Source organism: Spirulina subsalsa PCC 9445, from assembly GCF_000314005.1.
In the GTDB taxonomy this organism is placed as follows: domain Bacteria; phylum Cyanobacteriota; class Cyanobacteriia; order Cyanobacteriales; family Spirulinaceae; genus Spirulina_A; species Spirulina_A subsalsa.
The window spans coordinates 3799160-3823557 of the sequence record NZ_JH980292.1 but is presented as its reverse complement, the minus strand read 5'-3'; the positions used below and the strand labels follow the sequence as shown (position 1 = coordinate 3823557).

Genomic DNA, 24398 nt, shown 5'->3' with positions numbered 1-24398 from the left:
GATAAACCCTCCCCCATTGTAGTTCGCGCTGTGTCGGATCATATCCGCTCAAATCCATGATTACGGGTCAATCAACTCTCCCATGTCTAATGTTCTTGCCCCTTGGCGATCGCCTTTATCCCGCGCCCTCCATCGTAATCGAAGCCAGCCCTTCTCCCGCTACCTTCAACTGGCCACCATTACCCCAGAGGGGTATCCCGCCAATCGGACGGTGGTTTTTCGGGGCTTTACCCCCCAAGGAAATAAGCTCAAAATCATTACCGACGTTCGTAGTGAGAAGTTCCAACAATTACACCATTGCCCTTGGGGTGAAATTTGCTGGTATTTCAGCCAAACTCGGGAACAATTCCGCCTATTTGGGTCAATTCAAGTCATTGATGCCCATTCTCCCGATGCTACAGGGCAACAATGGCGCTTAGAGACTTGGCAAAGTCTCAGCGAGGCCGCCCGTCTCCAATTGGCTTGGCCCACCCCCAAGGCTCCCCGAGAGCCAAATCCCGAAGCTTTTCGCCCTCCTCCCCCTTCCCCAGAGATGCCCCTCCCTACCTTTTGCCTATTGTGTTTGAGTCCCCAACGGGTGGAACATTTGGAGTTACGGGGAGAACCCCAAAATCGTTGGCTTTTTTGGTTAGATGAGGAGAATCTCTGGCAACAGCAGGGGGTTAATCCTTGATTCTCCTAGGCTTTAAACACAATAATGGGATCAACACGGGTAACTTTTTGAATAGCAAAGAGGGCAGACCCAACACACATCACTAGGGTAATCCCCAAAACGACAATTGCTGTAGAGGGGGTAATTAAAATCATGATTCCTTGACTGGCCATTGTCCATTTTCCTAAGCCTAAACAGAGCAAAATTCCGGGAATATACCCTAAAACAGCCATATAAACGGCTTGTTCAATAATCACTCCGTATAACATTCGATTCGAGGCTCCCATGGCTTTTAAGGTGCCGAATTCTTTTAAATGATCGGCGACGGAAGAATAAAGAATCTGTCCTACAATGACTATGCCCACAATGACCCCTACCGTTGCCCCTAAACCCAGAATAAAACCGATCCCTGTGCGCTTTTGCCAATAATTGCGCGTGGCTTGGGAAAGTTCTTCTTGAGTCCAAGCTTTAGTATTCGGAAACGTGGCCTCTAAACGGGCTTGTAATTCGCCAATATCTTGACCGGGTTCGGCTTGAATCAAGATATATTGAATGGGGTCAGTGGAACTCATGGGTTCGGGTGTCGGGACTCCCTCAAGGGGTTGGTCTTGTTTTTCATATAAGGTGGTGCATTGGATGGTTCCGTCGGGCTGCATTCGACAGTCTACACTGGAGGAGAATCCGGCACTGGCGAAGGCTTTGGCGGTTTCGAGGGAGGAAAAGATATAAGTGGCGGAGGTAATAGCTTGGGAGTCGGAGGTAATGCCCACGATGGTGGCGGGGAGATTGCCGATAAAACCGCGATCGCCCAAGCCTCGAACCGATAAACTATTCAAACTCCCTTGATCTACCATCACATTGTAGGGTGTGTTTAAGTCGGCTAGTTGACCCGATTGTAACTGACCCGGACGGAATAGCACCCCGTTGGGGTCAAAGCCATATAATCGTAGGGGTGTGAGTTCCCCCCCCGGAATTTGCCAGCGCCCTAATCCCGTCATTAAGGGTTCAGCCCGCGCTACTCCGGGGACTTGGTTTGCTTGGTTCACCTGTTCTAAAAGGAGGGGAAGGGTAAGTTCCATGTGAACTAATTCGTCGGAGGTGATCCAAATATCGGCGGGGGATGCGTCAATGAGGAGGGCGGTGGAACGGGTAAACCCGTTTAGGAGTCCGGTTTGAATAGTCACAAGACTAACGGCAAACATGATGCCTGCTTGGGCTACGAGAAAACGGGGCAGGTCTTCAAATAGGTTTTTGCGGGCGATAGATACCATGAATCAATGGGGGCTGGGGGCAGATGTTGGGGCTGTTGTTTCTTCAATGACTAAAGCTTGATAAAAAAAGGCTTTATCTTGTTGAAATAAGGTCTGGGCTAACTCAGTCAGGGGGCGTAAATCCGCCGCTAGGCTCTCTGGACGCTGACGGGGGACGAAAAGATTCCAATACAATAAACGACTCCCCGGGGGACTGTGTTGGATGATTTGTCGGAGTAATTTTTCGCTGTTGTCTGGGGACATATATTCAAAAATATTGCTCAAATTGTAGCGATTAATGGATAGCTCCGGATTTTGGCTTAAAAAGTCTTCTAGGGCTAAATTGTGCCATTCCAGACGGTCGAGATGATCCCGAATGGGGTCAAAATTTTCCCGACGAAGGGCAAAGGGCAGGGCGTGGGGGTGGTATCCCGTGAGAATCCATTGCAGATAGGGGTTTTCTGCGGGATTTAGCTGGGTCAGGGCGTACTCGGTGCGTTCTAGGAGGTGTTGACTGATTGCGCCCTCTCCATAACGGAAAAACTGGGGATCTCGCCCCCAACGACCTAAGAGGGGACGGGAGAAAAAAAGGCGGAAGAGTAAGCGCCACCGCCTATTATTCCAGTAGGTTTGATAAAAGGCCTCCCGGACGGGCTGGGGGTGGTTTTGTCGGAAATGTTCCGGGGTGGTGCGATCGCTTATTAAAGGCAATACATATTTACGGAAAATTGTCAAGTACCGTTCAAACTTTCCTGCACTACCGAAACCTTGTGCGATCGCCCCCTCCCGACTATCCCAAAACTCCCGCACCGTCTCATCCAGCAGCCCCCGACAGCGCCCGTAGAACGCCCGACGTTCCCCCCTCGTCGCAGATTTTGACCCCAGAAACGCCAACAACTCCCCATGATTCAACACCCGAAAAGCCGCCACCCGCAACGCTAAACAAGCAATCTGGGCGGGATTCAAATCCACCGCAATCACCCGTTTCGGAGAACAAGTTAACAGTGCTAACGTATTATCACCCGCCGACGCAATCGACAAACAAACATCATCCGATTGTATCTCCAATCCCCGTAATAAAACATCCGCATCCTCCCAACATTGGGCATAACGAATCCGGGAAAAATCGGCAAACTGGACAATTTCACTAGGCATCCCCAGAATTCACCTGAAAAGCCGATAAATCCAAGCGATCAAAACCGCGCAAAAACTCAAACAACAGCCCCGCAATTTTGCTCACTCCCCCCTTAACATTCGACTCAATATTTAACGGAATCACCGGATCATGCAGAGACAAACGCAACAAAAACCAGCCCCTTTCTTTCTCCCCGTGACAATTCACCCGTACCCCCTCATAATTGGGCAACACAATCCCCCAATTTTCTTGTTCCCCAGCCCACCTTTCCAACACCTCAATTACCTGTTTTCCATACTCCTTAAAATCTTCCCCCTTAATCTTAAGCCGGAACTCCTCACTTTCTAGGGGTTCTTCCAACTGAGCAATCAAATCCCCCAACTGTCTCCCCTCCTGTTTCGCCTTCGCCAACTCAACCAATAACTTTGTAATTAAATAAGCCCCATCATCGAGAAAATAATTTTCTCGCATAGCCCCATGTCCTGAAGTTTCAATCGCTAACCAAGATTCTTGACCCGCTTGATTTAAACGAATCGCCTCATTAATCACATTTTTATATCCTCGTTTAAACCGATGATGAACCCCCTTTAACTCATCCTCAATAAACCGAGATAATCCATCCGAGGTAATCGAATCCGTGACAATTGTTGACCCCGGATGTTCCCTTAAAACAATCGCTGCAATCAAAGCAATAAGCCGATTCCGGTTTAACTCCTGTCCATTTTCCTCAACCGCCGCCCCCCGGTCTACATCCGTATCAAAGATAATCCCTAAATCTGCCTTTTCCGCTAAAACCGCTTGACAAATTGCCGCCATTGCCTCCTTATTTTCAGGATTCGGCACATGATTAGGAAACATTCCATCCGGTTCTAAAAATTGACTTCCTGTGGTATCTGCCCCCAAGGGTTTCAACACCTGATCCACATAAAAACCCCCAGCCCCATTACCCGCATCGACAATAATTTTTAACCCCTCTAACGGCCGTTCAAATCGTTGAGGATGATTCACCCCCTCCCGAACTTTCTGTACCAAACCCGCCGCATAAACCGCCATAAAATCCCGTTGCTCAATACTTCCCCCCTCTACCTTTTCGGGAAAATCTTGACCTTCCGCCAAGCTGAGAATAGCACTAATATCTTGCTTTCCTAACCCTCCCTCGGCCGTAAAAAACTTAAATCCATTGCGATTAAAGGGTAAATGACTAGCCGTTAACATAATCGCCCCATCACATTCAAAATCTGGCGTTACGGTACTCATAAACATCGCCGGAGTTGAAGCCATACCAAAATCATACACCCGACACCCCAAAGCTTGAATTCCCCTAATCGTAGCCCCCATTAATTCAACCCCTGACAATCGACTATCTCGCCCTACTCCTATTTTTAATTCTGGCGTAGATTTTGCCCGTTTTTCACTCAACCACTGAACAAAAGCTTGCCCTAAACCTGTCGCCACCTCGGGCGTTAAATTGACCACTTCATCCGGCACACCTTCCAAGGCAACACCACGAATATCTGAACCATTTTGTAGCTTTTTCCAGTTAAAATCTGCTGGGATTGTGATCATCATCTCAATCGGTACAACTGCACAAATATTATAGAACACCCTAGCAAAACCTATCCTAAATAGGGCTTGCTGAATAAATCCGAGAGTCAGGGAATTAAGAATTATTACCTATTCCCTATTCCCTTGTTGAGTCTAGCGTCTCGCAGAGAACGGTTTTTTCCGCAAACTCTAAATAGGTGGATAGGTAATGGTAGGGGGAATTGATGAATTCCCCCTAGAATGGGGGTAGAGTTGCCAATAAAACACCCCAGATTACCGAAAATTGCAAAATAACTTTACAAAAGCCATGAATTTGTAGGATTTTGGGACAATAGAAGTATTGGTCAACCTTAGCGATACAAACCATCATGGATGTAAATACTTTGTTACAAAAATATGCAGCCGGAGCCAGAGATTTTCGGGATCTGGATCTCTTTCGTTGTGACTTAGAGGGGGTGAATTTAAGCGGTGCGAGTTTGTTTCGCTGTAACCTGTTTAGTGCCAATCTCTATCGAGCGAATTTATTAGGAACCAATTTATTCCGCGCTAACTTGATTAATGCCAATCTGTGTAATGCAAATTTAAGTGGGGCGGATTTAAGTGAAGCGGAGTTAATTGGGGCAAATTTAAGTGGGGCGGATTTAAGTGGGGCGGATTTAAGTGGGGCAGATTTAAGTGGGGCGGATTTAAGTCATGCTACCTTAAGTTATGTGGATTTAAGTAATGCGACTTTGAAGCGAGCCAAGTTAGTCGATACGACGTTAAATCACGCCAAATTAATTAAGACTAATGCTCAAGGTGCAACTTGGGTAGATGTGGGGGTAGAGAAAGCAGAATTTATCAGTGTTGAAGGATTATCTGCTGAGTTGATGACATTGTTTATGAGTCAAGGTGCTGTGTTTATTGCCAGCAATAGTAGCCCTCAATATCAATCAGTAGGATTGTAGAAGTTGGCTTACTTATAACAATCCTAAATAGGTGATGGTAGGGGGAATTTATGAATTCCTCCTGCGATTTGAGCAATCAACCTATATTTTGTCAAAGTATCTAGGCAAAAATACTAAGGCAAGATAACAAGGCGAGGTCAATTATGTTTAACTTTCCCGATAACAAAAAACTCACTCAAGACGACCTGATCAAAGGTTCAATAACGCAAAAGACTTTATCAAGAATTGTGATTGCTTCGAGTATTTTAGTCGTTTCGGCAACCTTTGTTGGTTATCAACAAATGTTTTCCCTATTGCGAGATCAGCGCCTGGAACAACTCAGTTCTTCTGTAACAACAAGGGTAGAACGAGAACAGGAAGTATTTCAATTGGCGGCGGATAATCACCAAATTCTAAAACAGCAAATTATTGAACAAATAGAGGATCTCGCTACGGATAATTTAGAAGAGGAATTTAATAGTTTGTTTGTCCGTTTTCCCGATGGTGTGGTGCGTAATCGTCCTGAAAATTTCGATGGGGAGCGTCAAGCTGGAGTACATATTGATCCGTCTTTATCAATTACTCCTGAGCTTCAGGGCAGGGTTTTAATGCTTCAGAGATTGATAGAATCCTATGGTCGAGCATGGCATAATCGTTTTCAAAGCACTTTTGTCATGACTCCTGACAATATTATTATTGTTTATTGGCCAGAATTCCCCACTTGGAGTCAAGAAACATCGGCTACTTTAAATATGCCAGATCAAGAAGAGTATGAGGTTGCTACTCCTGCAAATAATCCGGAACGAACAACAGTTTGCACGTCTCCCTATCTTGAAGAAGTCAGTGAAATTTGGTTAGTTAGTTGTTCTACTCCGGTAGAAATAAATGATCAACCGATTGCTACAGTAGCCCATGATATTCGCTTAAACAGTTTAATTGAGCGCACCATTGATGATCATATCGAGGGAGGATATAATCTCATTTTTAATCGGGAAGGAAAGTTAATTGCTCATCCTAATTTAATGGAAAAAATTTCAGAAAGCACTGTTGCTTATAGTATAGCCGAATCGGAAGATCCCCATCTACGCCATATTTTTGAATTAGTAACAAATGCACCTTCTGAAGAAGGGATTATCGATAATAAATTGAATGGTGAATATTTAGCTGTACAAAGTATTCCGACACCTAATTGGTACTTTGTGACCGTTCTACCTAAGAATACTTTACGAGAAAAAGTGCTAGGTATAGCTGTATTTAATGCCATTTTTGCTTTGATATTTCTGGGGTGTTTAAGTGTTGCTCTAGGATTCATTATTCGGTCACAAATTGCTACACCTTTAAAAGAACTTATCAGGGCTACTCGTCAAATTTCTGCGGGGGATTATTCTGTTTTAATTCAAAATGATCGTCAAGATGAAATCGGTATTTTGGCAAAGGCTTTTAATTTGATGGCGGATGAAATTTCTCAGCGAAATCAAGCCTTAGAAAGTGCGTTATTGAAACAGCAGCAATTGCTTAAAAAAGTAACTGAAACCTTAGAGAATCAAGAGACATCTGTGCAGCAAGTCACAACGAGTATGGATGAGCTAAGTGCTTCTTCTCGTAGTTCAGCCGATCAAGCTTCAGAGGCAGCGAAGGGAGCGCACAGGGTATTATCTTTGATTGAGGGACAAGACAATTTAGTGGAAAGTTATAATCATTTTAGCTTACAAGAGAATGTCAAAAGATTGACTACAGAAATTGGTGATTTAAATCAGCAAGTTAATAAAATTGGCATAATCTCTGCTGTGGTTAGTGATTTAGCGAATCAAACGAATATGCTGGCGTTGAATGCGGCGGTTGAAGCAGTTCGTTCAGGGGTAAATGGAGCGGGATTTAATGTTATTGCCGAGGAAATCCGTCGTTTGTCAGACCAAAGTCAAAGTTCTGCGGCAGCGATTAATCACTTAGTGGAAAAGATCCAATCTGCGATGAGTTCAACAGTCCAAGTCACTTCTGATAGTCAGGATGCTTTGCAAACGGTGGTTAGTGCAGTCAATCATATTGTGGTCAATTCGGAGCAGATTTCTTTGAATACTCATCAGCAATCGGTCGCTATTGAACAAATTTTAGCGACCATGAAACATTTAAAGGGGATGGGAAAAGAGGGGGATTAGGGGAGGAGTGGATCGCCTTGGGGATTTTCGACCTGTTGGACGGGTAAAAGGGTGAGGTAAGGAGAGAGTTGTTTGTCGTCTATCCAAGCGGAATGGTGCCGAATATTCATTGTTTCGTCTTGGATGTCTAGAATGGTTAAGTCTCCTCGCACAGCGCGTAAATCGGGGGGAAAGTCGTAATTGTCGGGATCTTGTCGGATGGCTGGGGGGCCTCCTCCGAAGAAGTTCAAGCTAACGGCATCAAATCCCCGAATAAAGCGATCGCCATTCCAATGCCATTCTGACCCAGACCAATATAGGGGATACAGATAATCGGGGGGGAAGTCTTCAGGGTCAAACCCCCAAAATCGGCGACCTTCCCGTAAGGTGGCTTCAAATCCCGGTTCATAGCGGACTTCATACCGTCCGGGATCTGAGACGGATTCACCCCCGGGTACCCACCATAACACCTCTAGGGGGTCGTTTAGGGTCATTTCCGCGCTGGGATTCTCACTTTGGGAATGGCTATGGAGTGCAATGGTTCTATTGTCACCCTCGACCATTAAGGCAAAGCGCCAACAATCCCATCCTTGGGCTGTTTCGACTTGTTGGGTGTTCACTTGACAGATGCCGTTGCCAGTACCCACCCAGAGGGTATTTCCATCCATGTGAATCCGGGTGGGAATGGCTCCAAGGAGGGGACTATTGCGCACATGGAAGGAGCGCACTTGTCCCCCTTGGAGACTGTTGGCAGGGGGTTGATAGGAGACTAACCCCATTCCGGGATAGAAGGGATTCCCTTCCCCAGAGAGTTGGGTGGTCATCCAGAGGGTATCATCGGGACTCACTTTGAGATCGGTGATTACTTGACCCGCAATTTCTGGGGGTTGACTGATAATAACGGTTTCCTGTTCGGGATCGTAGGTGATGAAGGTGGCAATTCCACTAAATCCTTCTCCTTTATAGGCGGAAACTACCCAAAGCGGGCGATCGCGATAAACAATTCCATGAATCTCTCGCGGATCCGATAATTCCGCCCCCAGATTGGCGTTTCTTAACTGCTGCACGGTGTAGAGTGTTGTTACAATGGGTTCATCTTGACCGGGGGGAACGATCTCAAAAATGACTCTCTGGGAGAGTTGATTGGGATTCGCTAGGGGACTCGGATCTAAATAAGCGCGATAATAATAAAGCTGTCCGTTTACCTCGAAGGATTGATAGGTTGGATCTTCAAGTTCTGCTTGTTGTTCTTCCCATGTTTTGGGGGGTGGCGCTTGATAGGTTCCCCGTTGAACGGTCCAGGTTTCGTTACAGTAAACAAAATCATAATTTGAGGATTGAAACCGTAAAATTTGACCATCCTGTTGAATGTCTCGAATCTGAAAATTGAAGCGATCTGCATAAAATTCCACATTTTCAACGGCTGTTAATTCCACAGGAGACGCGGGAGGTGCTGGACAATTCCCGTCGTTTCTGCTCCCCGCAGGTAATTGTCCCACCCCATTAGAACCTCCTTCGTTCCCACAGGCACTTAACAGTCCCAATAGCAGGGCAATTGTAACAATAGGTTTCATGTTAATAGATAATGTCTTGACAAGCCTCTGTCAATTGTAACATTTTGAGCTTGTTTTTAACTGATTTTAGATTGGATTAATCAAATACCATGAAAATTACCAGCTATATTGCTACCAGTTTAGATGGATTTATTGCTCGCACAAATGGCGATCTTGATTGGCTGAATGATCCAGATTACAGTTCCACCTCCTCTGATGGAACTGAAATAGAAGACTATGGTTATCAGATGTTTATGAATTCTGTCGATGTGATGGTGATGGGACGAAATACCTATGAGGTGGTATTATCTTTTGACTTCTGGCCTTATGGGCATAAAAAGATTGTGGTTTTAAGTCATCAGTCAATTGCAATTCCTCCGGTTTTAGCTCAAACGGTGTCCTCTCTTTGTGCGAATCCTCGGGATGTAGTCCAACAACTAGAAAAACAGGGATTTCAGCATTTATATGTGGATGGTGGTCAGACAGTTCAACATTTTTTACGGGAGGGATTATTACAGAATTTGATCATTACTAGAGTTCCAATTTTGTTAGGGGAAGGGATTCCTTTATTTGGTTCTCTGTCCCGGGATATAAGGTTAAAGCATGGTGAGACAAAGTATTTTGCTAATGGTTTTGTGCAGAGTCATTATCATATTTTGGGAGATGAATTAATGTCCTGATGACTGTTTACTGTTCAAGGACAGCCCAAATTTTTAGCTCGTTGTCTTGTCCTAGGCTAATCAATTGTTGACCCTGAGCCGTTAGGATGAGGGAAGTAATATTTTGATGATGACCAGAAAGGGAATGAATTAATTCTGCGGTGTAGGGATTCCAGAAATGAATCATCCGATCCCCTCCGGCTGTGATGAGAATGCGACCATAGGGGGTAAAGGTGAGACAGTGGGTATAAGAAACAGCAATAGTGCGCTGAATTTTCTGTAAGGATAAGTCCCAAAAGGCTAGATTTCCAGACCAGTCGGTAGTGACGAGGGTTAATTCATCGGGACTTAAGGCAAAGTGGAGGGTATAGGTGTGTAGGGTGCGAGGTCGATCCCGAGTGCGGAGATCCCAAAGTTTAAGGGTACCATCTTGACTACTACTGATTAGGGTATTGCCTGTGGGACTGAATTGTAAAGCAAAAATGCGATCGCTATGAGCGCCTAAAACTAAATGTTTCCCCAGTGTTCCGACTAATTTCCCGGTTTTGAGGTTCCAGAGACGAATGACTGTATCACTGCCTCCGGTAGCAAGGATTTGTTGTTCCGGGGAAAAAGCCATGGCATCAATGCGGCCTTGATGACCCGAAAACTCCCATTTTAACTCCCCCTCCTCCCACACTTCAATCCGAGCATTTTTCTGTTGAATCACGCGAATCAGACAGTCAGGAGAACAGAGAAATAAACGTTCATTACGCTGTCGGGGGAGGGAATATAAAACCTCACGAGTGGCGATATCCAAGACTTCTAGGGTTTTTCCCTTGAGGTGTGCGATCGCCCGTCCCAGCCCATCCACCGTCGCCCCCCGTCCTACCCGCATCCCCCCCTGTTCCTCAAACAGATGATAGGGCAAATAAGCCCTGAGCGCCCCCAGCACATCCCCCTCCGTCCGATAGCGCAACAACTGATAGGCCACCCGTTGCACCTGTTCCGACTCATCATAGAGCGCCGAAATAATTAGCTCTAAGCCCCCTTTTCCGTACTTTAAAGCCTCTTGCAGCGCCATTTTACGCGATTCCACCACCGGACTACTCACCCGCCGTCTCACCCCTTCTAGACCCCCCAGAACTAACGCCGTCTCTGGAGTGACAGATTGGGATCCCATCACCACATCAAAATCTCTCGGTTGTTGGGGTTGACCATGAACCATAAGGACAGAAGTTTCACCATCTGAAGAACTCTCCTCCTATTTTGACTTACGGCGAGTCTGTGAATGAAGAATTCCTTCGCCTTTAAGCAGGGGAACCTCAACCAGAACACAGCCGAATCCATGAGGATTTCCCCCCTAGACCCTGAAAATGCTAAAATCGCAAGAAGCCCAAAACGCTGAAACCTAAACATGATAGAGGCTGGATAAAGCTCTCCTCACCTGCGAGGGCGCGAGGTGGGGGTATCTTATGCTAATCCCGGACTCTCCCGAGTCCAGAGATCACTTGAAAAACGCAGGAATGAAAAATTATGTTTGATGCTCTAGCAGAACGCTTAGAAGACGCTTGGAAAAAACTACGCGGTCAAGATAAAATCTCCGAAAATAATATAAAAGAAGCCCTCAAAGAAGTCCGGCGCGCCCTACTAGAAGCCGACGTAAACCTGCAAGTCGTTAAAACCTTCATCAGCGAAGTTGAAAAAGAAGCCCTCGGTGCAGAAGTCATCTCCGGAGTGCGCCCCGACCAACAATTTGTCAAAATTGTTTATGACCAATTAGTAAACGTCATGGGGGAAAGCAACGCCCCCCTCGCCCAAGCCGACACCCCCCCCACCGTCATCCTCATGGCCGGGCTGCAAGGTACCGGGAAAACCACCGCCACCGCTAAACTCGCCCTCTATTTACGCAAAGAAAAGCGCACCTGTTTAATGGTGGCCACCGATATTTACCGCCCCGCCGCCATCGACCAACTCATCACCCTCGGTCAACAAATTGATGTCCCCGTCTTTGAACTCGGCAAAGACGTAAACCCCGTTGAAATTGCCAAACAAGGGGTAGCCAAAGCCCGAGAAATGGGCGTAGATACCGTTATCATCGACACCGCCGGACGGTTACAAATCGACCCGGAAATGATGGCCGAATTAGCCCAAATTAAGGCCACCGTCCAACCCCACGACACCCTACTGGTCGTCGATGCCATGACCGGACAAGAGGCCGCCACCCTCACCCGTACCTTCCACGAAGAAATCGGCATCACCGGAGCCATCGTCACCAAAATGGACGGGGATAGTCGCGGGGGGGCCGCCCTCTCCGTGCGCTGTATTTCCGGGCAACCGATTAAATTTATCGGGGTGGGGGAAAAAGTCGAAGCCCTACAACCCTTCTATCCCGACCGCATGGCCTCCCGTATCCTCAACATGGGCGATGTTGTCACCCTAGTCGAAAAAGCCCAGGAGGAAATTGACCTGTCCGATGCCATGGCGATGCAGGAAAAAATCCTCGAAGCCCGCTTTGACTTTAACGATTTCCTCAAACAAATGCGCCTCTTGAAAAATATGGGGTCTTTAGCGGGGGTGATGAAATTAATCCCCGGGATGAACAAAATTAGCGGTGATGTGTTGCAAAAAGGCGAAAGTCAACTGAAACACACTGAGGCCATGATTAATTCCATGACCAAAGAGGAACGCGGCAACCCCGATTTATTAGCGAAATCCCCCGGTCGTCGCCGTCGTATTGCCCAAGGGTCGGGTCATAGTGAAGCGGAAGTGTCTAAACTGATTGCCGACTTTACCCGGATGCGCGCCATGATGAAACAAATGGGCATGGGGGGCGGAATGCCGGGGATGCCGGGGATGCCGGGAATGGGCAATCCTCTGGGCGGTGGACCTCAGCCCGGTTTCCGAGGCTACAGTGGGGGCAGTAAGAAAAAGGCGGGTAAGAAGAAGAAAAAGAAAGGATTCGGCACGCTGTAGGGTGGGAATTTGAGGGGTTTAATGTCTCTCATTTCCGACTCCGACTCTCTGACTTTTTCAGCAAGCCCTAATGATTCTGCCAAAAACAAGGAGCATGAGTGTTATTCCTCATGCTCCTTCATTTGGATTCCTGATGTTGGGTAAAAAGCTTGACTACCGTTGAGGGTGAATTAGCACTCAGACTTGCGGTTTTTGCGACCAGCCCCTAAAGCGCCAAGGGCGAACATCCCTAAACCAAGGGTAACGGTGGGTTCAGGAACAGAAACAACAGGCTCTTCAGGAGGAATTTCAACACTTTGGAAGTAGTGACCCAAAACGATGTCACTATCTGCTTGATTTGGACCAACTTGTTGGAAACGAGCGCCGGAGCGTAACTCGCCTTTTTCGTAGGCACTGGAAAACAGGCTTTCTAATTCACTAGCTGTTTTACCCACTTTTTGGAAGGTAAAGGCAACCTGAGCCGAATTCCCTTCTCTCAAACCGAGGTTAGCACTTCCCCCTTGGAAATTACCATTACCCGTCGTGCGAATCCCAAAGTCGAAAGAGCCAAAAGGCTGCATTGTAACAGGATCAAAGACGCGGGTGAAGTTTGTCCCCATGTCGTCATAGGTGTAGGACAGCGTTTCCATCCAGTCGAACTGATCAAAAGTAAAACCCACTAAGCTTGAACCGATTTCAGAGGGGGTGGTGTTGCTAATGGTCAGCAAAATTTTAACAGAGTCGTTACCTGCATCCAAAAAGTCAAATTTTAATTCACCCGTGGATCCAGTATAATCACTTGTTGCTGCTCCACCTAAAGCGGGGTCGAATCTCATCGTAAACGCATCGGCCGGGGTAGCGGCGAAGAATGTAGATGCGGCGATCGCAACACCAGCAGAAATGGCAGTATTTTTAACAAGAGTAGATAAGTTGTTCATTTGTTCTCCTAGCCCTTTTCGGTAATTGATCCAGCCTTCTTTTCCCTAAACAGAATCCGGTTGTTCAAACCTTCTCTTCTTATCTTCAAGGTTAAACAACGGAATTGCGGACTGTCTATAGCAATCCCGGCAAATTTATCTAATCTTTAAGAACACTAGGGGAAATGTAAACACCCCATAGAGTTAAATCAGACAAAAAGGGGGGTGAATTGCCTCTTTTCTATTCTAGCCCAGAGAACTAGAGAGGCAAGAGTCGGGAATCGGGAATCGGGAGTCGGGAGTCGGGAGTCGGGAGTCGGGAGTCGGGAGTCGGGAATCGGGAATCGGGAATCGGGAATCGGGAATCGGTGTAGGGGCGCAATGCTTGCGCCCTAGGGAATCGGGTGTCGCGAATAGTCAAGAGTTTTAGCTATTCCCCTGCTCCCCTGCCCCCCTGCTCCCCTGCTCCCCTTTGACAAGCGAGAAAGTTCCGGGTTTCCTCGTTTCTAGAAAAAAAGCTGATACATCCCTCAAAGAGAGGGGGTATGATATTGAAAGGGAATGCGTGTCATTCTTAACGGCGTGAGTGCAGGTATGCTGTACAGCGTGTTCGAGGTAGATACAAGACGTTATGATGGACGAGCAAAAGCAGCCAGAAGTGAATATAGATCATCCTGATGAAGGAGCAGAGATTAATACAGATTCTTTAGACTCGGAAACCAGCTTAGATGAGCAGGTCACGAGTGAAGCAATTCCTAGCCCTGACGGGGAAACAGTTATCCCTGAAGGGGAAGAGGCTAGAAAAGTTGCACCGGAAACTCATGCACCGGAAACTCATGCTGTTTCTAGTGAACAAGCCCAAATTATCGAAGCGCTTCAGTTAGAAGTCGAGTCCCTGCGTCAGCAACTCGCGGAACAGGGGAGACAACTCGAAACCTATAAAGCCCAGTCCTTGAGAATCGCCGCCGACTTTGATAACTTTCGTAAGCGAACTCAAAAGGAAAAAGAAGAACAGGAGTATCACGTTAAACGGAATACCATTACGGAGCTTTTGCCTGTGGTGGATAACTTTGAACGGGCGCGATCGCAAATTAAACCCGCCACCGAAGCGGAAATGGTCATCCACAAGAGTTATCAAAGCGTTTACAAAAACCTAGTCGATGGACTCAAACGGATTGGAGTGTCAGCCATGCGCCCCGAAGGCCAGGAATTTGACCCCAACTTCCATGAAGCCATGTTACGACAGCCCACCGACGAATATCCAGAAGGGGCTGTTATGGAACAGCTAGTTCGTGGGTATCTTCTCCATGATAGGGTTTTACGGCACGCGATGGTTAAAGTCGCTGCTGCCCCAGAACCGCCAATGGTTTCAGAAGAAGAAGCCCCCCCAGAAGCCGGGGAAGGGGAATAAATCCATTCTCCCCTCGGAGTAAAGTCTATTTACGTTGTGGGGCATTTTGGGGGAAGCCTTCTAGGGCTTGTGTTAGAATCCTAGGGGTCTTGAAACCACTCAATTCAACCAAACCGATCAAACCAAAAGGGCTACATCATAAATTAGTCTATCGACTAAAAAAATCGATTTTAAAGCAATTTAAAAGCAAGTTTAAATCGATTATTGAGGGAATACAGTTGAACAGCCCCTACTGTTAGCCCGAATACTGGGGAATAAAAATCCGTGAAGGCTCAAAACTGATCTAGAGAACTGAGTGAAGGTAAAATTCATTGAAAAAAAGGGTTTAATCCCTTAAGCTCTAGATAACAAACTCCATGGAATGTCTAGTCATCAACAGTTTGCTCGTTCCTTAACGGGGTTGAGATCAGTCTATTTATTGATCTCAATTGAGATTAGTCTATTGATTTCAATCGCTGAGTAAACCTAATATTTCATCGCTTTATTCCCCATTTTTATCCAGTCTACTGCACAAATATTTAGAGCCGAAGTGCTATGGGAAAAGTCATCGGGATTGACCTTGGGACAACCAATAGTTGCGTTGCTGTCTTAGAAGGTGGAAAACCACTCGTGATTCAAAATACAGAGGGCGGGCGAACCACCCCCAGTATGGTAGGGTTTGGCAAATCAGGAGAACGCTTGGTTGGGCAATTAGCTAAACGTCAGGCCGTCACCAATGCGGAAAACACCGTCTATAGTATTAAACGCTTCATTGGTCGGCGTTGGGATGACACCGTCGAAGAGCGATCGCGAGTCCCCTACAACTGTGTACGCGGTCGGGATGACACCGTGGACGTAGCCATCCGGGGGAAAAACTTCACCCCCCAAGAAATCTCCGCCATGATCCTCCAGAAATTAAAAGCCGACGCGGAAAAATTTCTCGGAGAACCCGTAACCCAGGCCGTGATCACGGTTCCCGCCTACTTCACCGATGCCCAGCGCCAAGCCACCAAAGACGGGGGAACCATCGCGGGGTTAGAAGTGCTGCGGATTATCAACGAACCCACCGCCGCCGCTCTAGCTTATGGGCTAGATAAACAAGATCAAGATCAGCATATTCTGGTCTTCGACTTAGGCGGAGGAACCTTTGATGTGTCCGTCCTGCAACTAGGCGACGGTGTATTTGAAGTCAAATCCACCTCCGGCAACAACCATCTCGGCGGCGATGACTTCGACAACGTGATTGTCCGTTGGATGATCGAAAACTTCAAAGAAGAACAAGGGGTGGACTTAGGCGACGATAAAATGGCCTTACAACGGCTACGGGAAGCCGCCGAAAAAGCCAAAATCGAGTTATCCAGCATGGGGACAACCTCCATTAACCTGCCCTTCATCACCGCCGACGAAACCGGACCGAAACACCTTGAAACAGAACTCACCCGTTCCAAATTCGAGGAACTCGCCTCTCATCTCATCGAAGGAACTGTTCTCCCGGTCAATCAATCCTTAAAAGATTGTGATCTTACCGTTGATGACATTGACCGGATTTTGTTAGTGGGAGGGTCTACCCGCATTCCAGCCGTCGCCAATGCGATCAAAAAATTCTTCAAAGGCAAAGAACCCGACCGTTCCGTTAACCCCGATGAAGCCGTTGCCTTGGGGGCTGCCATTCAAGGGGGTATCCTCGGCGGGGAAGTAGAAGACCTGCTGTTATTGGATGTGACCCCCCTCTCCCTTGGGATTGAAACCCTAGGCGAAGTGTTCACCAAAATTATTGAACGCAACACCACCATCCCCACCAGCAAATCGCAAATCTTCTCCACCGCCATTGATGGGCAAACATCCGTAGAAATCCACGTTCTGCAAGGGGAACGAGCAATGGCACGGGATAATAAGAGTCTAGGGAAATTCCTGCTGACTGGGATTTTACCCGCCCCTCGGGGAGTGCCGCAAATTGAAGTGAGCTTTGAGATTGATGTTAATGGGATTCTCAGGGTTTCAGCCCAAGATAAGGCTACCGGAAAAGAACAAAGTATCCGCATCACCAACACCGGAGGATTAAGTTCCAACGAAGTGGAACGGATGCGCCAAGAAGCCGAACAGTACGCCGAACAAGACCGTCGGCGCATGGAATTGGTGGAATTGCGCAACCAAGCCGACAGTATCGCTTACACCCACGACTCCACCCTGAAGGACAACGCGGCGTTAATCCGGGAAGATTTAAAAGTCCAAGCGGAACGAAAACGCAAGGCCTTAGATGTAGCCTTTGCCGATCCCAAAGCGACCGTGGAAACCGTTAAAGTTTGTTTAGACGAATTTAAACAAGCTGTGTTAGCGGTGGGGACGGATTTATATAATCGAGCCAATCAAGGGGTCAGCGAGGAGTTTGAGGCCGTGGCCGATACTCCATCCCCCTTCTCGGAACAGGCGACCACGATTGACCCTGAACCAGAACCCGAGGAGGAAGAAGACGAGTTTAGTTTTGATTTTGACGATGAGGACGAAACTGTTGCGGTCGATTATGAGCCTGTAGATTAATGTAAGAGGGAACGGGAAGGGAGAGGGGGAGACTATTCCCTATTACCTATTCCCTATTACCTATTCCCTATCACCTATTCCCCAATCGTGAACCGATTTTTGATACACTGAGTAAGGACTATTTACCCAAACTATCACCGCTCTATGGCAGGCGACTACTACGAAACTCTCGGTATCTCGCGTGATGCCTCACAAGATGAAATTAAACGGGCTTACCGCCGTTTGGCTCGCAAATATCACCCCGATGTCAATAAAGAACCGGGGGCAGAAGACCGTTTTAAGGAAGTTAATCGCGCTCATGAGGTTCTCTCGGATCCGGAAATGCGGGCGAGATATGATCGCTTTGGTGAAGCGGGAGTGGCTTCTGGGGCTGGTGCAGGGTATGGGTCAGACTTCGGCGATATGGGCGGTTTCGCCGATATTTTCGAGACAATTTTTAGTGGGTTTGGGGGCATGGGCGGCACCACTAGCACCCGCCGCCGCACGGGACCAGTGCGTGGGGATGACCTACGGCTGGATTTGAAATTGGAGTTTCGCGAGGCCATTTTTGGCGGTGAGAAGGAAATCCGTATTCCCCATTTAGAAAATTGTAATGTTTGTAACGGTACGGGAGCGAAACCGGGGACGGGGGCGCGGACTTGTCCGACTTGTAACGGGACGGGTCAGGTGAGACGAGCAACACGCACGCCTTTTGGGAGTTTTGCTCAGGTGTCAGTTTGTCCGACTTGTAACGGGGACGGACAAGTCATTGAGGAGAAATGCGAGGCTTGTGGTGGGGCAGGCCGCAAGCAGGAAACGAAGAAGTTAAAGATTACAATTCCTCCTGGTGTGGATAATGGGACGCGCTTACGGGTTGCCCGAGAAGGGGATGCTGGTTCTCGCGGCGGCGCGTCGGGAGATTTGTATGTGTATTTGTTTGTGGAAGAGGATGCGGAATTCCAACGGGATGGGGTGAATATCCTCTCGGAAATTACGGTGAGTTATTTACAGGCGATTTTGGGCTGTAAGTTGTTGGTGAATACGGTGGATGGTGATGTAGAAATGACCATTCCGGCGGGGACTCAACCCAATACGGTGATTAAGTTGGAAGACCGAGGGGTTCCCCGTTTAGGTAATGCGGTGAGTCGGGGGGATCATTTGATTACGGTTAAGGTGGATATTCCGACGCGGATTACCCAAGAGGAGCGAGAGTTATTGGAGCAGTTGGCGCACTTGAAGGGTGAAAGCACTGGGAAAGGTGGGTTAGAGGGTTTTCTAGGGAAGATGTTCCGGGGATGATGAACGAGTCAGTTGCAGGGAAGATTACGGAAGAGATTGCCACAAAGTTGGATTTGCGAGGAACGCCTTGTCCGATTAATTTTGTGCGAACGAAGTTGCGTTTAGAGCAAATGCCGAGGGGGGAATGGTTGGAGGTCTGGTTAGATGGGGGGGAACCCATTGAACAGGTGCCGGATAGTTTGGTGATGGAGGGGTATCATTTGGCGGCGATTGAAGACCGAGGGGAGTTTTTCGCCTTGCAGGTTTGTCGTCCTCAGTCGGTATGATACCGGAGGGGGGGGCCGAATTGCTCCGGGGGACGGTGGTGGCGGTGCAGGCGAATTTTTATCAGGTGCGTTTGGTGGGGGGTGGGGATAGTGTATTGTGTACCCGGCGATCGCGCTTGAAGAAATTGGGTCAGAAAGTGATGGTGGGCGATCGCGTGGTAGTGGAGGAAATCGACGAGGTGGCGCGACGGGGTGCGATCGCGGAAATTCTCCCCCGTCAAACCCAATTAGAACGCCCTCCCGTAGCCAATGCCGAGCAGATTTTATTGGTTTTTTCCTTGGCTGAACCCCCCCTAGACCCGTGGCAATTAAGCCGTTTTTTAATCAAGGCGGAATTAACGGCACTCACCCCCTGTTTATGTTTAAACAAGCAGGATTTAGTCTCCCCCTCGGAACAAGCCGCCTGGCAGGAACGGCTGGGAAAATGGGGCTATAACCCCCTTTTAATCAGTGTGGAGCAACAGGAGGGGTTAGACCGTGTTTTGGGGCAGTTAGCGGGCAAAATTACGGTAATTGCAGGGCCTTCTGGGGTGGGTAAGTCGAGTTTAATTAATCAACTGATTCCTGATGTGGCCTTACGGGTGGGGGAAGTATCCGGGAAACTGCAACGGGGCCGCCACACGACCCGCCATGTGGAGTTATTCGAGTTACCGATGGGGGGATTATTGGCCGATAGTCCGGGGTTTAATAAGCCGGATTTAGATTGTGATCCCACGGAGTTAGTTTATGCGTTCCCGGAAGCGCGGGAGGTGTTGGGACAAGGTGCTTGTCAGTTTAGTGATTGTTTACATCGGGACGAGCCGAATTGTCAGGTTCGAGGGGACTGGGAACGGTACGAGCATTATCTCAAGTTTCTGGCAGAGGCGATCGCCCGTCAAGAATTACGCCAACAGCGCCCCGACGAAGAGGACAGCGTGAAGTTGAAAATTAAGGGGTCTGGGGAACGGGTCTATGAACCCCGTTTAGAGAGTAAAAAATACCGCCGTCGTTCCCGTCGTTCCCGTCACCAAGCTTTACAAGATTTAGTGGAAGAAGTACAGAGTGAGGAATTGGATAGGTAGGGCTTGCTGAATAACTCTACTCGTGGGGTTAGGGAACGGGAAACCGGGAACAGGGGGGAGTCGGAACAAGACAAGCCTTTTTGATTATTTATCCCTAAAACCTTGCCATTAAAACAGCCTAAAGCCTTATGAACAAAAGTTAGAGGGATATTCAGCAGACCCTACTTAGACTCTTGATATATTTTTCCCCAAGGTAAGGCGAAATAATCTCTTATTTTACTGCTTTTCTGCACCCTTGATCCCATGTTAAAGCCTCTGTCATTGAGAGATATTGCTCGCGCTTGACCTTTCCTAGTCATCCCAATCCCTGATAAATATAAATCCGGTACTTTATAGCGTTCAACTTCATCATTTGTCCCTTCATAAACCGACAATAAACCGACTTCTATTGCCAGACTTAACTCGTCCTCTAATCCTTCCACCTCATTGGCTTTAAAAGGAGAACGTCCTATTTGTCTTAAACATTCAACCAAGTTGCCTAGATTAGGAAACTCTTCCTGAATCAAAGCATCTAAACTCTGTCTTGATACCTCTTCTAACGAGACAATCAACGCTTTCGGTCGAATCACTGTTTTCCCATAGCTATTCTTTTCTTGTTCCCCCCTTTCCCAATCCTTCGCTTGGGCAAAAAGTTGTAACAACGCACGGGGACTATGATTATTACTCCCATCCGCAATTCGTTTCCAAACCCAATTCCGGGTAAAGGCTGATTTTCCTCCCCGCATTCGTTCACCTACAAGCAGATTCCAAATATTCCAGACTTGTTGCTCCGTTAAGTTGAAATCATCACTGTGGAATAAAAAACGTCCTTGACTGTGTTGTTCTTCAAGGGATTGCACTAAAAGTTTAAACGTATTCGCCTGTAACGCTGTTTTAGCAATTACCTTAAAGAAGTCCACCGATTCTGACCATTGCAGCGTGACTGAACGACCAAAAAAATGGCTTTTATTCTCAAACCGCAATCTGCGCCAAATATCCTCCCGTAACATCACTTTAAACTTAAAGTGAGTCAAATCATATTCTAAATCATTGATTAAGGAAAGTAAATTAGCAATAGATTTTGTTCTGATTGCTTGTTCCAGCTTACCACTGCCAAAACCTGTATCTAACCCATCAATTAATAAAAAAGTTCTATCCGAAGCAGCCTGATCAAACCCCATCAGCCAATCTTTCATCAAAAGACCACATTTTGGTTTTTGTAATAAATTTTCAATCCAGTTAATTAAGTCAAGTTCAGTCTTTAATGGACTGGATAAAACATCATCTAAAGCCTCGTTAGGTCGAGGTTTTTCCTCTGACCAAGACAAATAACAAGCAAGGCACATTTGAATCAGCCAAAATTCACGCCAACTTTTTTGATGGACTTCCAACTGCCTATCAATCTCTTTAAAAGATTCCAATGCTTCAGGCCATAAGGGCAAGTTTTCTAAGGGGGCATCTAAGGGAAGAGAACCTGCCCATTCTTGCTCTTGAGGGGTGAGTAAATCTAACCATTGAATGGTTAGAGATTCAAGTCCATTTAGGACTATTTTTTGCCGTTCGGAGTGAGCTTTTTCGGCAAAATCTGAAGAAATAACTACAATACGCCACCCGGTATATTCATCCTGTTGAATGCGTAAGTCTTCAATTTTTAGATGAGCCGCTAACATATTTTGCTCAATTTTATCTTTAATTTCTAAATAGTTCATCTACGCTTCCTCAGTCGATTACGACGCACTTGAGTTCGTATCCAAACTGTTAACTGTTTAGCTCCCTCTACTAATTCTTGATGGCTCAAAGAACTATCACAACTGACTTCATATCGTAGGGAAGTGTCCCATTTTTCCAGATAGAATGTTTTTGCTCCGGTAGGATCGGCAAGATCAGAAAGTTGAAAGTTGGCCGCTTCCCATAAGCCTCGCAAATTATGCCCCTGTTGACCATGTTTTGGAAAACCTGTCCCCCGCTTTTGTAAAAGTGCTTTTAAACTGCATTCAATGGCATATCCTGCTAAATAGGGTCTGCTGAATATCCCTCGAAGCAATAAGCCCTATTAATTTTCTAAACCCCAAACTTTCATAGCAATATTAACTAGGATTTTTTGACGCTTCTGAATAGAGTTATGATCCCATTCCAGAAATTCTGTCAAACACAAAGCTTTGACAGCACGATTTAACTGAGTATTATTCCCAAGAGACGGCTGTTCACATAGGGAGCGAGTTATTAATATTTTTGATTGCTTATAACCTTTTCTTTTTTCATCATAGGATTTATTAGAAATTGAACTGTTTATCGTTTTTTCGAGTAGCGTAAGATTACCAAGATTATTACATATAACATCTTTTTGAGATTGTGGTAGAATATGCTCAATTGTTATAGATTTGTCTAAATAAAAATCTAGAGATTCACAGTTACCGAAACACCTTTGCTCAACATATTGTGCTATTTTAGCCAATAAATAACGGAGTCTATACTTAGCTAAATTTGCCCCAGAAGTCACGTTTACAGTTTCCTTAAATTCCGATTTAAGCTCTTGTATTTGAACTAAGAAATGCTCTTTGATAAAACGATCTAGTTCTTGATCCGTTTTCAATTTTCTTAATTTTCTAGACCAATAAGTAAATTCACGAGTAATGTTAAAATCTTTTCGTCTAGTCTTACGGGTAATAGAAAAAATAAAAAATAGGTTCTCAGTATAATATGATAATTTTTCAAATGATTCACGACCGAGTTTTCGACCAGCTAGCAACAATACAAGATGAGACTTAAGTCTACCTTGAATTTTGGAGATGGCTTTGAGATGACTATTATCCGAACCATCAACATTTTTGCCGTTGAGAAACTTGCAATAATCACTAGCTGCACTAATTAAGTTGTCAAGAAAATTAATGGGATTTGATTGAATACCTTTCTGCTGTCCATATTTTAAAAACCAGTCATAGATTTCATCTTCAGGAAAACTATTAGAAAAATCAATTTCGTCATAATGAGACATTAGGTAATAACGTAAAAACTGTAAAGGTTGTTGTTTATCTTTATATAATATATTCAAAAGTTGTTGCCATTTTCGTGTTAAAGTTTGCCAATGATTTTCTCTATCTTTCTGGTTGGCTGTATGAATAAACAGGTAATTTTTCAATAAATCAACTGGAGTTAGACCGATTCCTCTTTCATTAATAGTTTCAAAAACTTTTAAAGCATTTCGTAGGTTAGGAGTTTCAATGCGGATTAACTTAGTACGATTAGCAATTGCAGTTGAAAATTTTTTATAAATTCTAACATCTTGCTCAAGATTTTCTGAAAGAAACTTACTTATCACATCCCATGCGTCTGCTAAATTACGTGCAGATCCTGAACGGTTCAATAGTTCCGTGTATGGTTCTTTTGCAGAAGAAATATAATTGGTAATAACTTGTTGCGCGTCACCATCATATTCTAAAAACAATCTTGGTTTATCAATGTCATCTCCAGTTTCAGTATTTTGTGTGGTACCTTGTAAGTAGGTTTCTATGGCTTTAGACTGACCATCTAAACTCTCGATAAAGTATTTTATGACACAAAATATCAAATAAATTGTAGTTAATCTTTGCTGACCATCTATTAACTGAAAAGTTTGCTTGTTATCAGTAGAATCGGGGCATACAACTATTGAACCCAAAAAATACTCCGATGAACTGCTTTCTCCTTCATCTAAATCCAGATACTCTAAAACATCTTGGAGCAGTTTTTCAACCTGTTCCTCTTTCCAGACATACTCACGCTGAAAGCTAGGAACAATATAAAAATCCTGAAATATCTTTGAAATGCTTAAGTTTTGGGATTCAATTGTTGGAGTATTGGACATAATTCTGATTGCGGTGTCTTTAGTTACGTTACTGTCAACAGCTTATAAACAGAAACCTCTGATAGCCTTTCTTTTGCAGTGGTACAGAAGTTTTAACCTAATGGGATAAGACCTCTAATCAATTTGAGAAAGTTTCTATGCTGTCCTGATTATAGCGTAGCGTAGCAATTCGTATTAAAGTGGCCATTCTGACTCGGTATGAATTCGGAGAACTGGATTTGTCCCAATATAGAGCTTTTAACCATACCATCAAGTACAGCCACTCTGCTTGTGAAGTCTATAACCAAGGACTGTGCTTAATAAGCCGGAATCTTTGATCACTGGAGTTCACAAGAT

The 24398-nt window shown here is 45.9% G+C and carries 20 protein-coding genes; 11 read left to right on the top strand and 9 right to left on the bottom strand.

The features are described from left to right. Positions 1 to 82 precede the first annotated feature (82 nt). Complete coding sequence (locus SPI9445_RS0117385) at positions 83 to 673, top strand: Npun_F5749 family FMN-dependent PPOX-type flavoprotein (RefSeq protein ID WP_017306049.1); 591 nt, start codon at positions 83 to 85, stop codon at positions 671 to 673. A gap of 5 nt (positions 674 to 678) precedes the next feature. Here SPI9445_RS0117385 and SPI9445_RS0117380 read toward each other — a convergent pair whose 3' ends face one another. Genes SPI9445_RS0117380 through SPI9445_RS0117370 form a run of 3 tightly spaced genes read right to left on the bottom strand, consistent with a single transcriptional unit; the run spans position 679 to position 4603 of the window. Then, entirely contained in the window at positions 679 to 1923 is a 1245-nt protein-coding gene (locus SPI9445_RS0117380; protein WP_017306048.1) for an FtsX-like permease family protein, read from the bottom strand. A gap of 3 nt (positions 1924 to 1926) precedes the next feature. Further along, positions 1927 to 3057, bottom strand: coding sequence for a BtaA family protein (locus SPI9445_RS25980; protein WP_017306047.1), 1131 nt, complete (start codon positions 3055 to 3057; stop codon positions 1927 to 1929). After that, positions 3050 to 4603: a phosphomannomutase/phosphoglucomutase gene (locus tag SPI9445_RS0117370; protein WP_017306046.1), complete on the bottom strand. Its 1554-nt coding sequence runs from the start codon at positions 4601 to 4603 to the stop codon at positions 3050 to 3052. The genes SPI9445_RS25980 and SPI9445_RS0117370 overlap by 8 nt, the downstream gene beginning before the upstream one ends. A 347-nt stretch (positions 4604 to 4950) precedes the next feature. Here SPI9445_RS0117370 and SPI9445_RS0117365 point away from each other — a divergent pair, with 347 nt between their 5' ends. Both SPI9445_RS0117365 and SPI9445_RS0117360 read left to right on the top strand, forming a co-directional pair. Further along, positions 4951 to 5529, top strand: coding sequence for a pentapeptide repeat-containing protein (locus SPI9445_RS0117365; RefSeq protein ID WP_017306045.1), 579 nt, complete (start codon positions 4951 to 4953; stop codon positions 5527 to 5529). 143 nt (positions 5530 to 5672) lie between these two features. Next, on the top strand, positions 5673 to 7664 hold the full coding sequence (locus SPI9445_RS0117360; RefSeq protein WP_017306044.1) for a methyl-accepting chemotaxis protein: 1992 nt from the start codon (positions 5673 to 5675) through the stop codon (positions 7662 to 7664). On the opposite strand, the gene SPI9445_RS0117355 is transcribed toward SPI9445_RS0117360, so the two are convergent. After that, a complete protein-coding gene (locus SPI9445_RS0117355) occupies positions 7661 to 9217 on the bottom strand; it encodes a hypothetical protein (protein ID WP_017306043.1) in 1557 nt (518 codons plus the stop codon). The two genes, SPI9445_RS0117360 and SPI9445_RS0117355, sit on opposite strands and share 4 nt — an antisense overlap. 89 nt (positions 9218 to 9306) lie before the next feature. Between SPI9445_RS0117355 and SPI9445_RS0117350 the strand changes: the two genes are divergently transcribed. Continuing rightward, positions 9307 to 9876, top strand: a complete 570-nt coding sequence (locus SPI9445_RS0117350) for a dihydrofolate reductase family protein (RefSeq protein WP_017306042.1) — start codon at positions 9307 to 9309, stop codon at positions 9874 to 9876. A 7-nt stretch (positions 9877 to 9883) separates the two neighbouring features. On the opposite strand, the gene SPI9445_RS0117345 is transcribed toward SPI9445_RS0117350, so the two are convergent. Next, positions 9884 to 11062, bottom strand: coding sequence for a WD40 repeat domain-containing protein (locus SPI9445_RS0117345; RefSeq protein WP_017306041.1), 1179 nt, complete (start codon positions 11060 to 11062; stop codon positions 9884 to 9886). Between the two features lie 308 nt (positions 11063 to 11370). Here SPI9445_RS0117345 and ffh point away from each other — a divergent pair, with 308 nt between their 5' ends. Then, complete coding sequence (gene ffh, locus SPI9445_RS0117340; protein WP_017306040.1) at positions 11371 to 12810, top strand: signal recognition particle protein; 1440 nt, start codon at positions 11371 to 11373, stop codon at positions 12808 to 12810. A 170-nt stretch (positions 12811 to 12980) separates the two neighbouring features. Here ffh and SPI9445_RS0117335 read toward each other — a convergent pair whose 3' ends face one another. After that, on the bottom strand, positions 12981 to 13727 hold the full coding sequence (locus tag SPI9445_RS0117335) for a PEP-CTERM sorting domain-containing protein (protein WP_017306039.1): 747 nt from the start codon (positions 13725 to 13727) through the stop codon (positions 12981 to 12983). A 204-nt stretch (positions 13728 to 13931) separates the two neighbouring features. On the opposite strand from SPI9445_RS0117335, the gene SPI9445_RS30720 reads away from it, so the two are divergent. The 6 genes from SPI9445_RS30720 to rsgA all read left to right on the top strand — a co-directional run bounded on the left by SPI9445_RS30720 (position 13932) and on the right by rsgA (position 20239). Continuing rightward, a complete protein-coding gene (locus tag SPI9445_RS30720; protein WP_164674437.1) occupies positions 13932 to 14102 on the top strand; it encodes a hypothetical protein in 171 nt (56 codons plus the stop codon). A gap of 238 nt (positions 14103 to 14340) precedes the next feature. Next, complete coding sequence (gene grpE, locus SPI9445_RS0117330) at positions 14341 to 15117, top strand: nucleotide exchange factor GrpE (RefSeq protein WP_017306038.1); 777 nt, start codon at positions 14341 to 14343, stop codon at positions 15115 to 15117. Between the two features lie 534 nt (positions 15118 to 15651). Continuing rightward, positions 15652 to 17634: a molecular chaperone DnaK gene (gene dnaK, locus SPI9445_RS0117325; protein ID WP_017306037.1), complete on the top strand. Its 1983-nt coding sequence runs from the start codon at positions 15652 to 15654 to the stop codon at positions 17632 to 17634. 144 nt (positions 17635 to 17778) lie between these two features. After that, positions 17779 to 18912, top strand: a complete 1134-nt coding sequence (gene dnaJ / locus SPI9445_RS0117320; protein ID WP_017306036.1) for a molecular chaperone DnaJ — start codon at positions 17779 to 17781, stop codon at positions 18910 to 18912. Then, positions 18912 to 19178 carry a sulfurtransferase TusA family protein gene (locus tag SPI9445_RS0117315; protein WP_017306035.1) on the top strand — a complete coding sequence of 89 codons (267 nt, stop codon included), beginning with the start codon at positions 18912 to 18914 and terminating at the stop codon, positions 19176 to 19178. The genes dnaJ and SPI9445_RS0117315 overlap by 1 nt, the downstream gene beginning before the upstream one ends. Continuing rightward, the gene (gene rsgA, locus SPI9445_RS0117310; protein WP_017306034.1) at positions 19175 to 20239 is read left to right on the top strand and encodes a small ribosomal subunit biogenesis GTPase RsgA; all 1065 of its coding nucleotides are present in this window, start codon (positions 19175 to 19177) and stop codon (positions 20237 to 20239) included. Before SPI9445_RS0117315 ends, rsgA begins: the two co-directional genes overlap by 4 nt. 161 nt (positions 20240 to 20400) lie before the next feature. Here rsgA and SPI9445_RS25975 read toward each other — a convergent pair whose 3' ends face one another. The 3 genes from SPI9445_RS25975 to SPI9445_RS0117295 are packed head-to-tail and all read right to left on the bottom strand — an operon-like array spanning position 20401 to position 24062. Continuing rightward, the gene (locus SPI9445_RS25975; RefSeq protein WP_017306033.1) at positions 20401 to 21927 is read right to left on the bottom strand and encodes a P-loop ATPase, Sll1717 family; all 1527 of its coding nucleotides are present in this window, start codon (positions 21925 to 21927) and stop codon (positions 20401 to 20403) included. Next, positions 21924 to 22262 carry a HEPN domain-containing protein gene (locus tag SPI9445_RS0117300; RefSeq protein WP_017306032.1) on the bottom strand — a complete coding sequence of 113 codons (339 nt, stop codon included), beginning with the start codon at positions 22260 to 22262 and terminating at the stop codon, positions 21924 to 21926. Before SPI9445_RS0117300 ends, SPI9445_RS25975 begins: the two co-directional genes overlap by 4 nt. 9 nt (positions 22263 to 22271) lie before the next feature. After that, positions 22272 to 24062 (bottom strand): DUF262 domain-containing protein, encoded by a 1791-nt coding sequence (locus tag SPI9445_RS0117295; RefSeq protein ID WP_017306031.1) that lies wholly within the window; start codon positions 24060 to 24062, stop codon positions 22272 to 22274. Positions 24063 to 24398 lie beyond the last annotated feature (336 nt).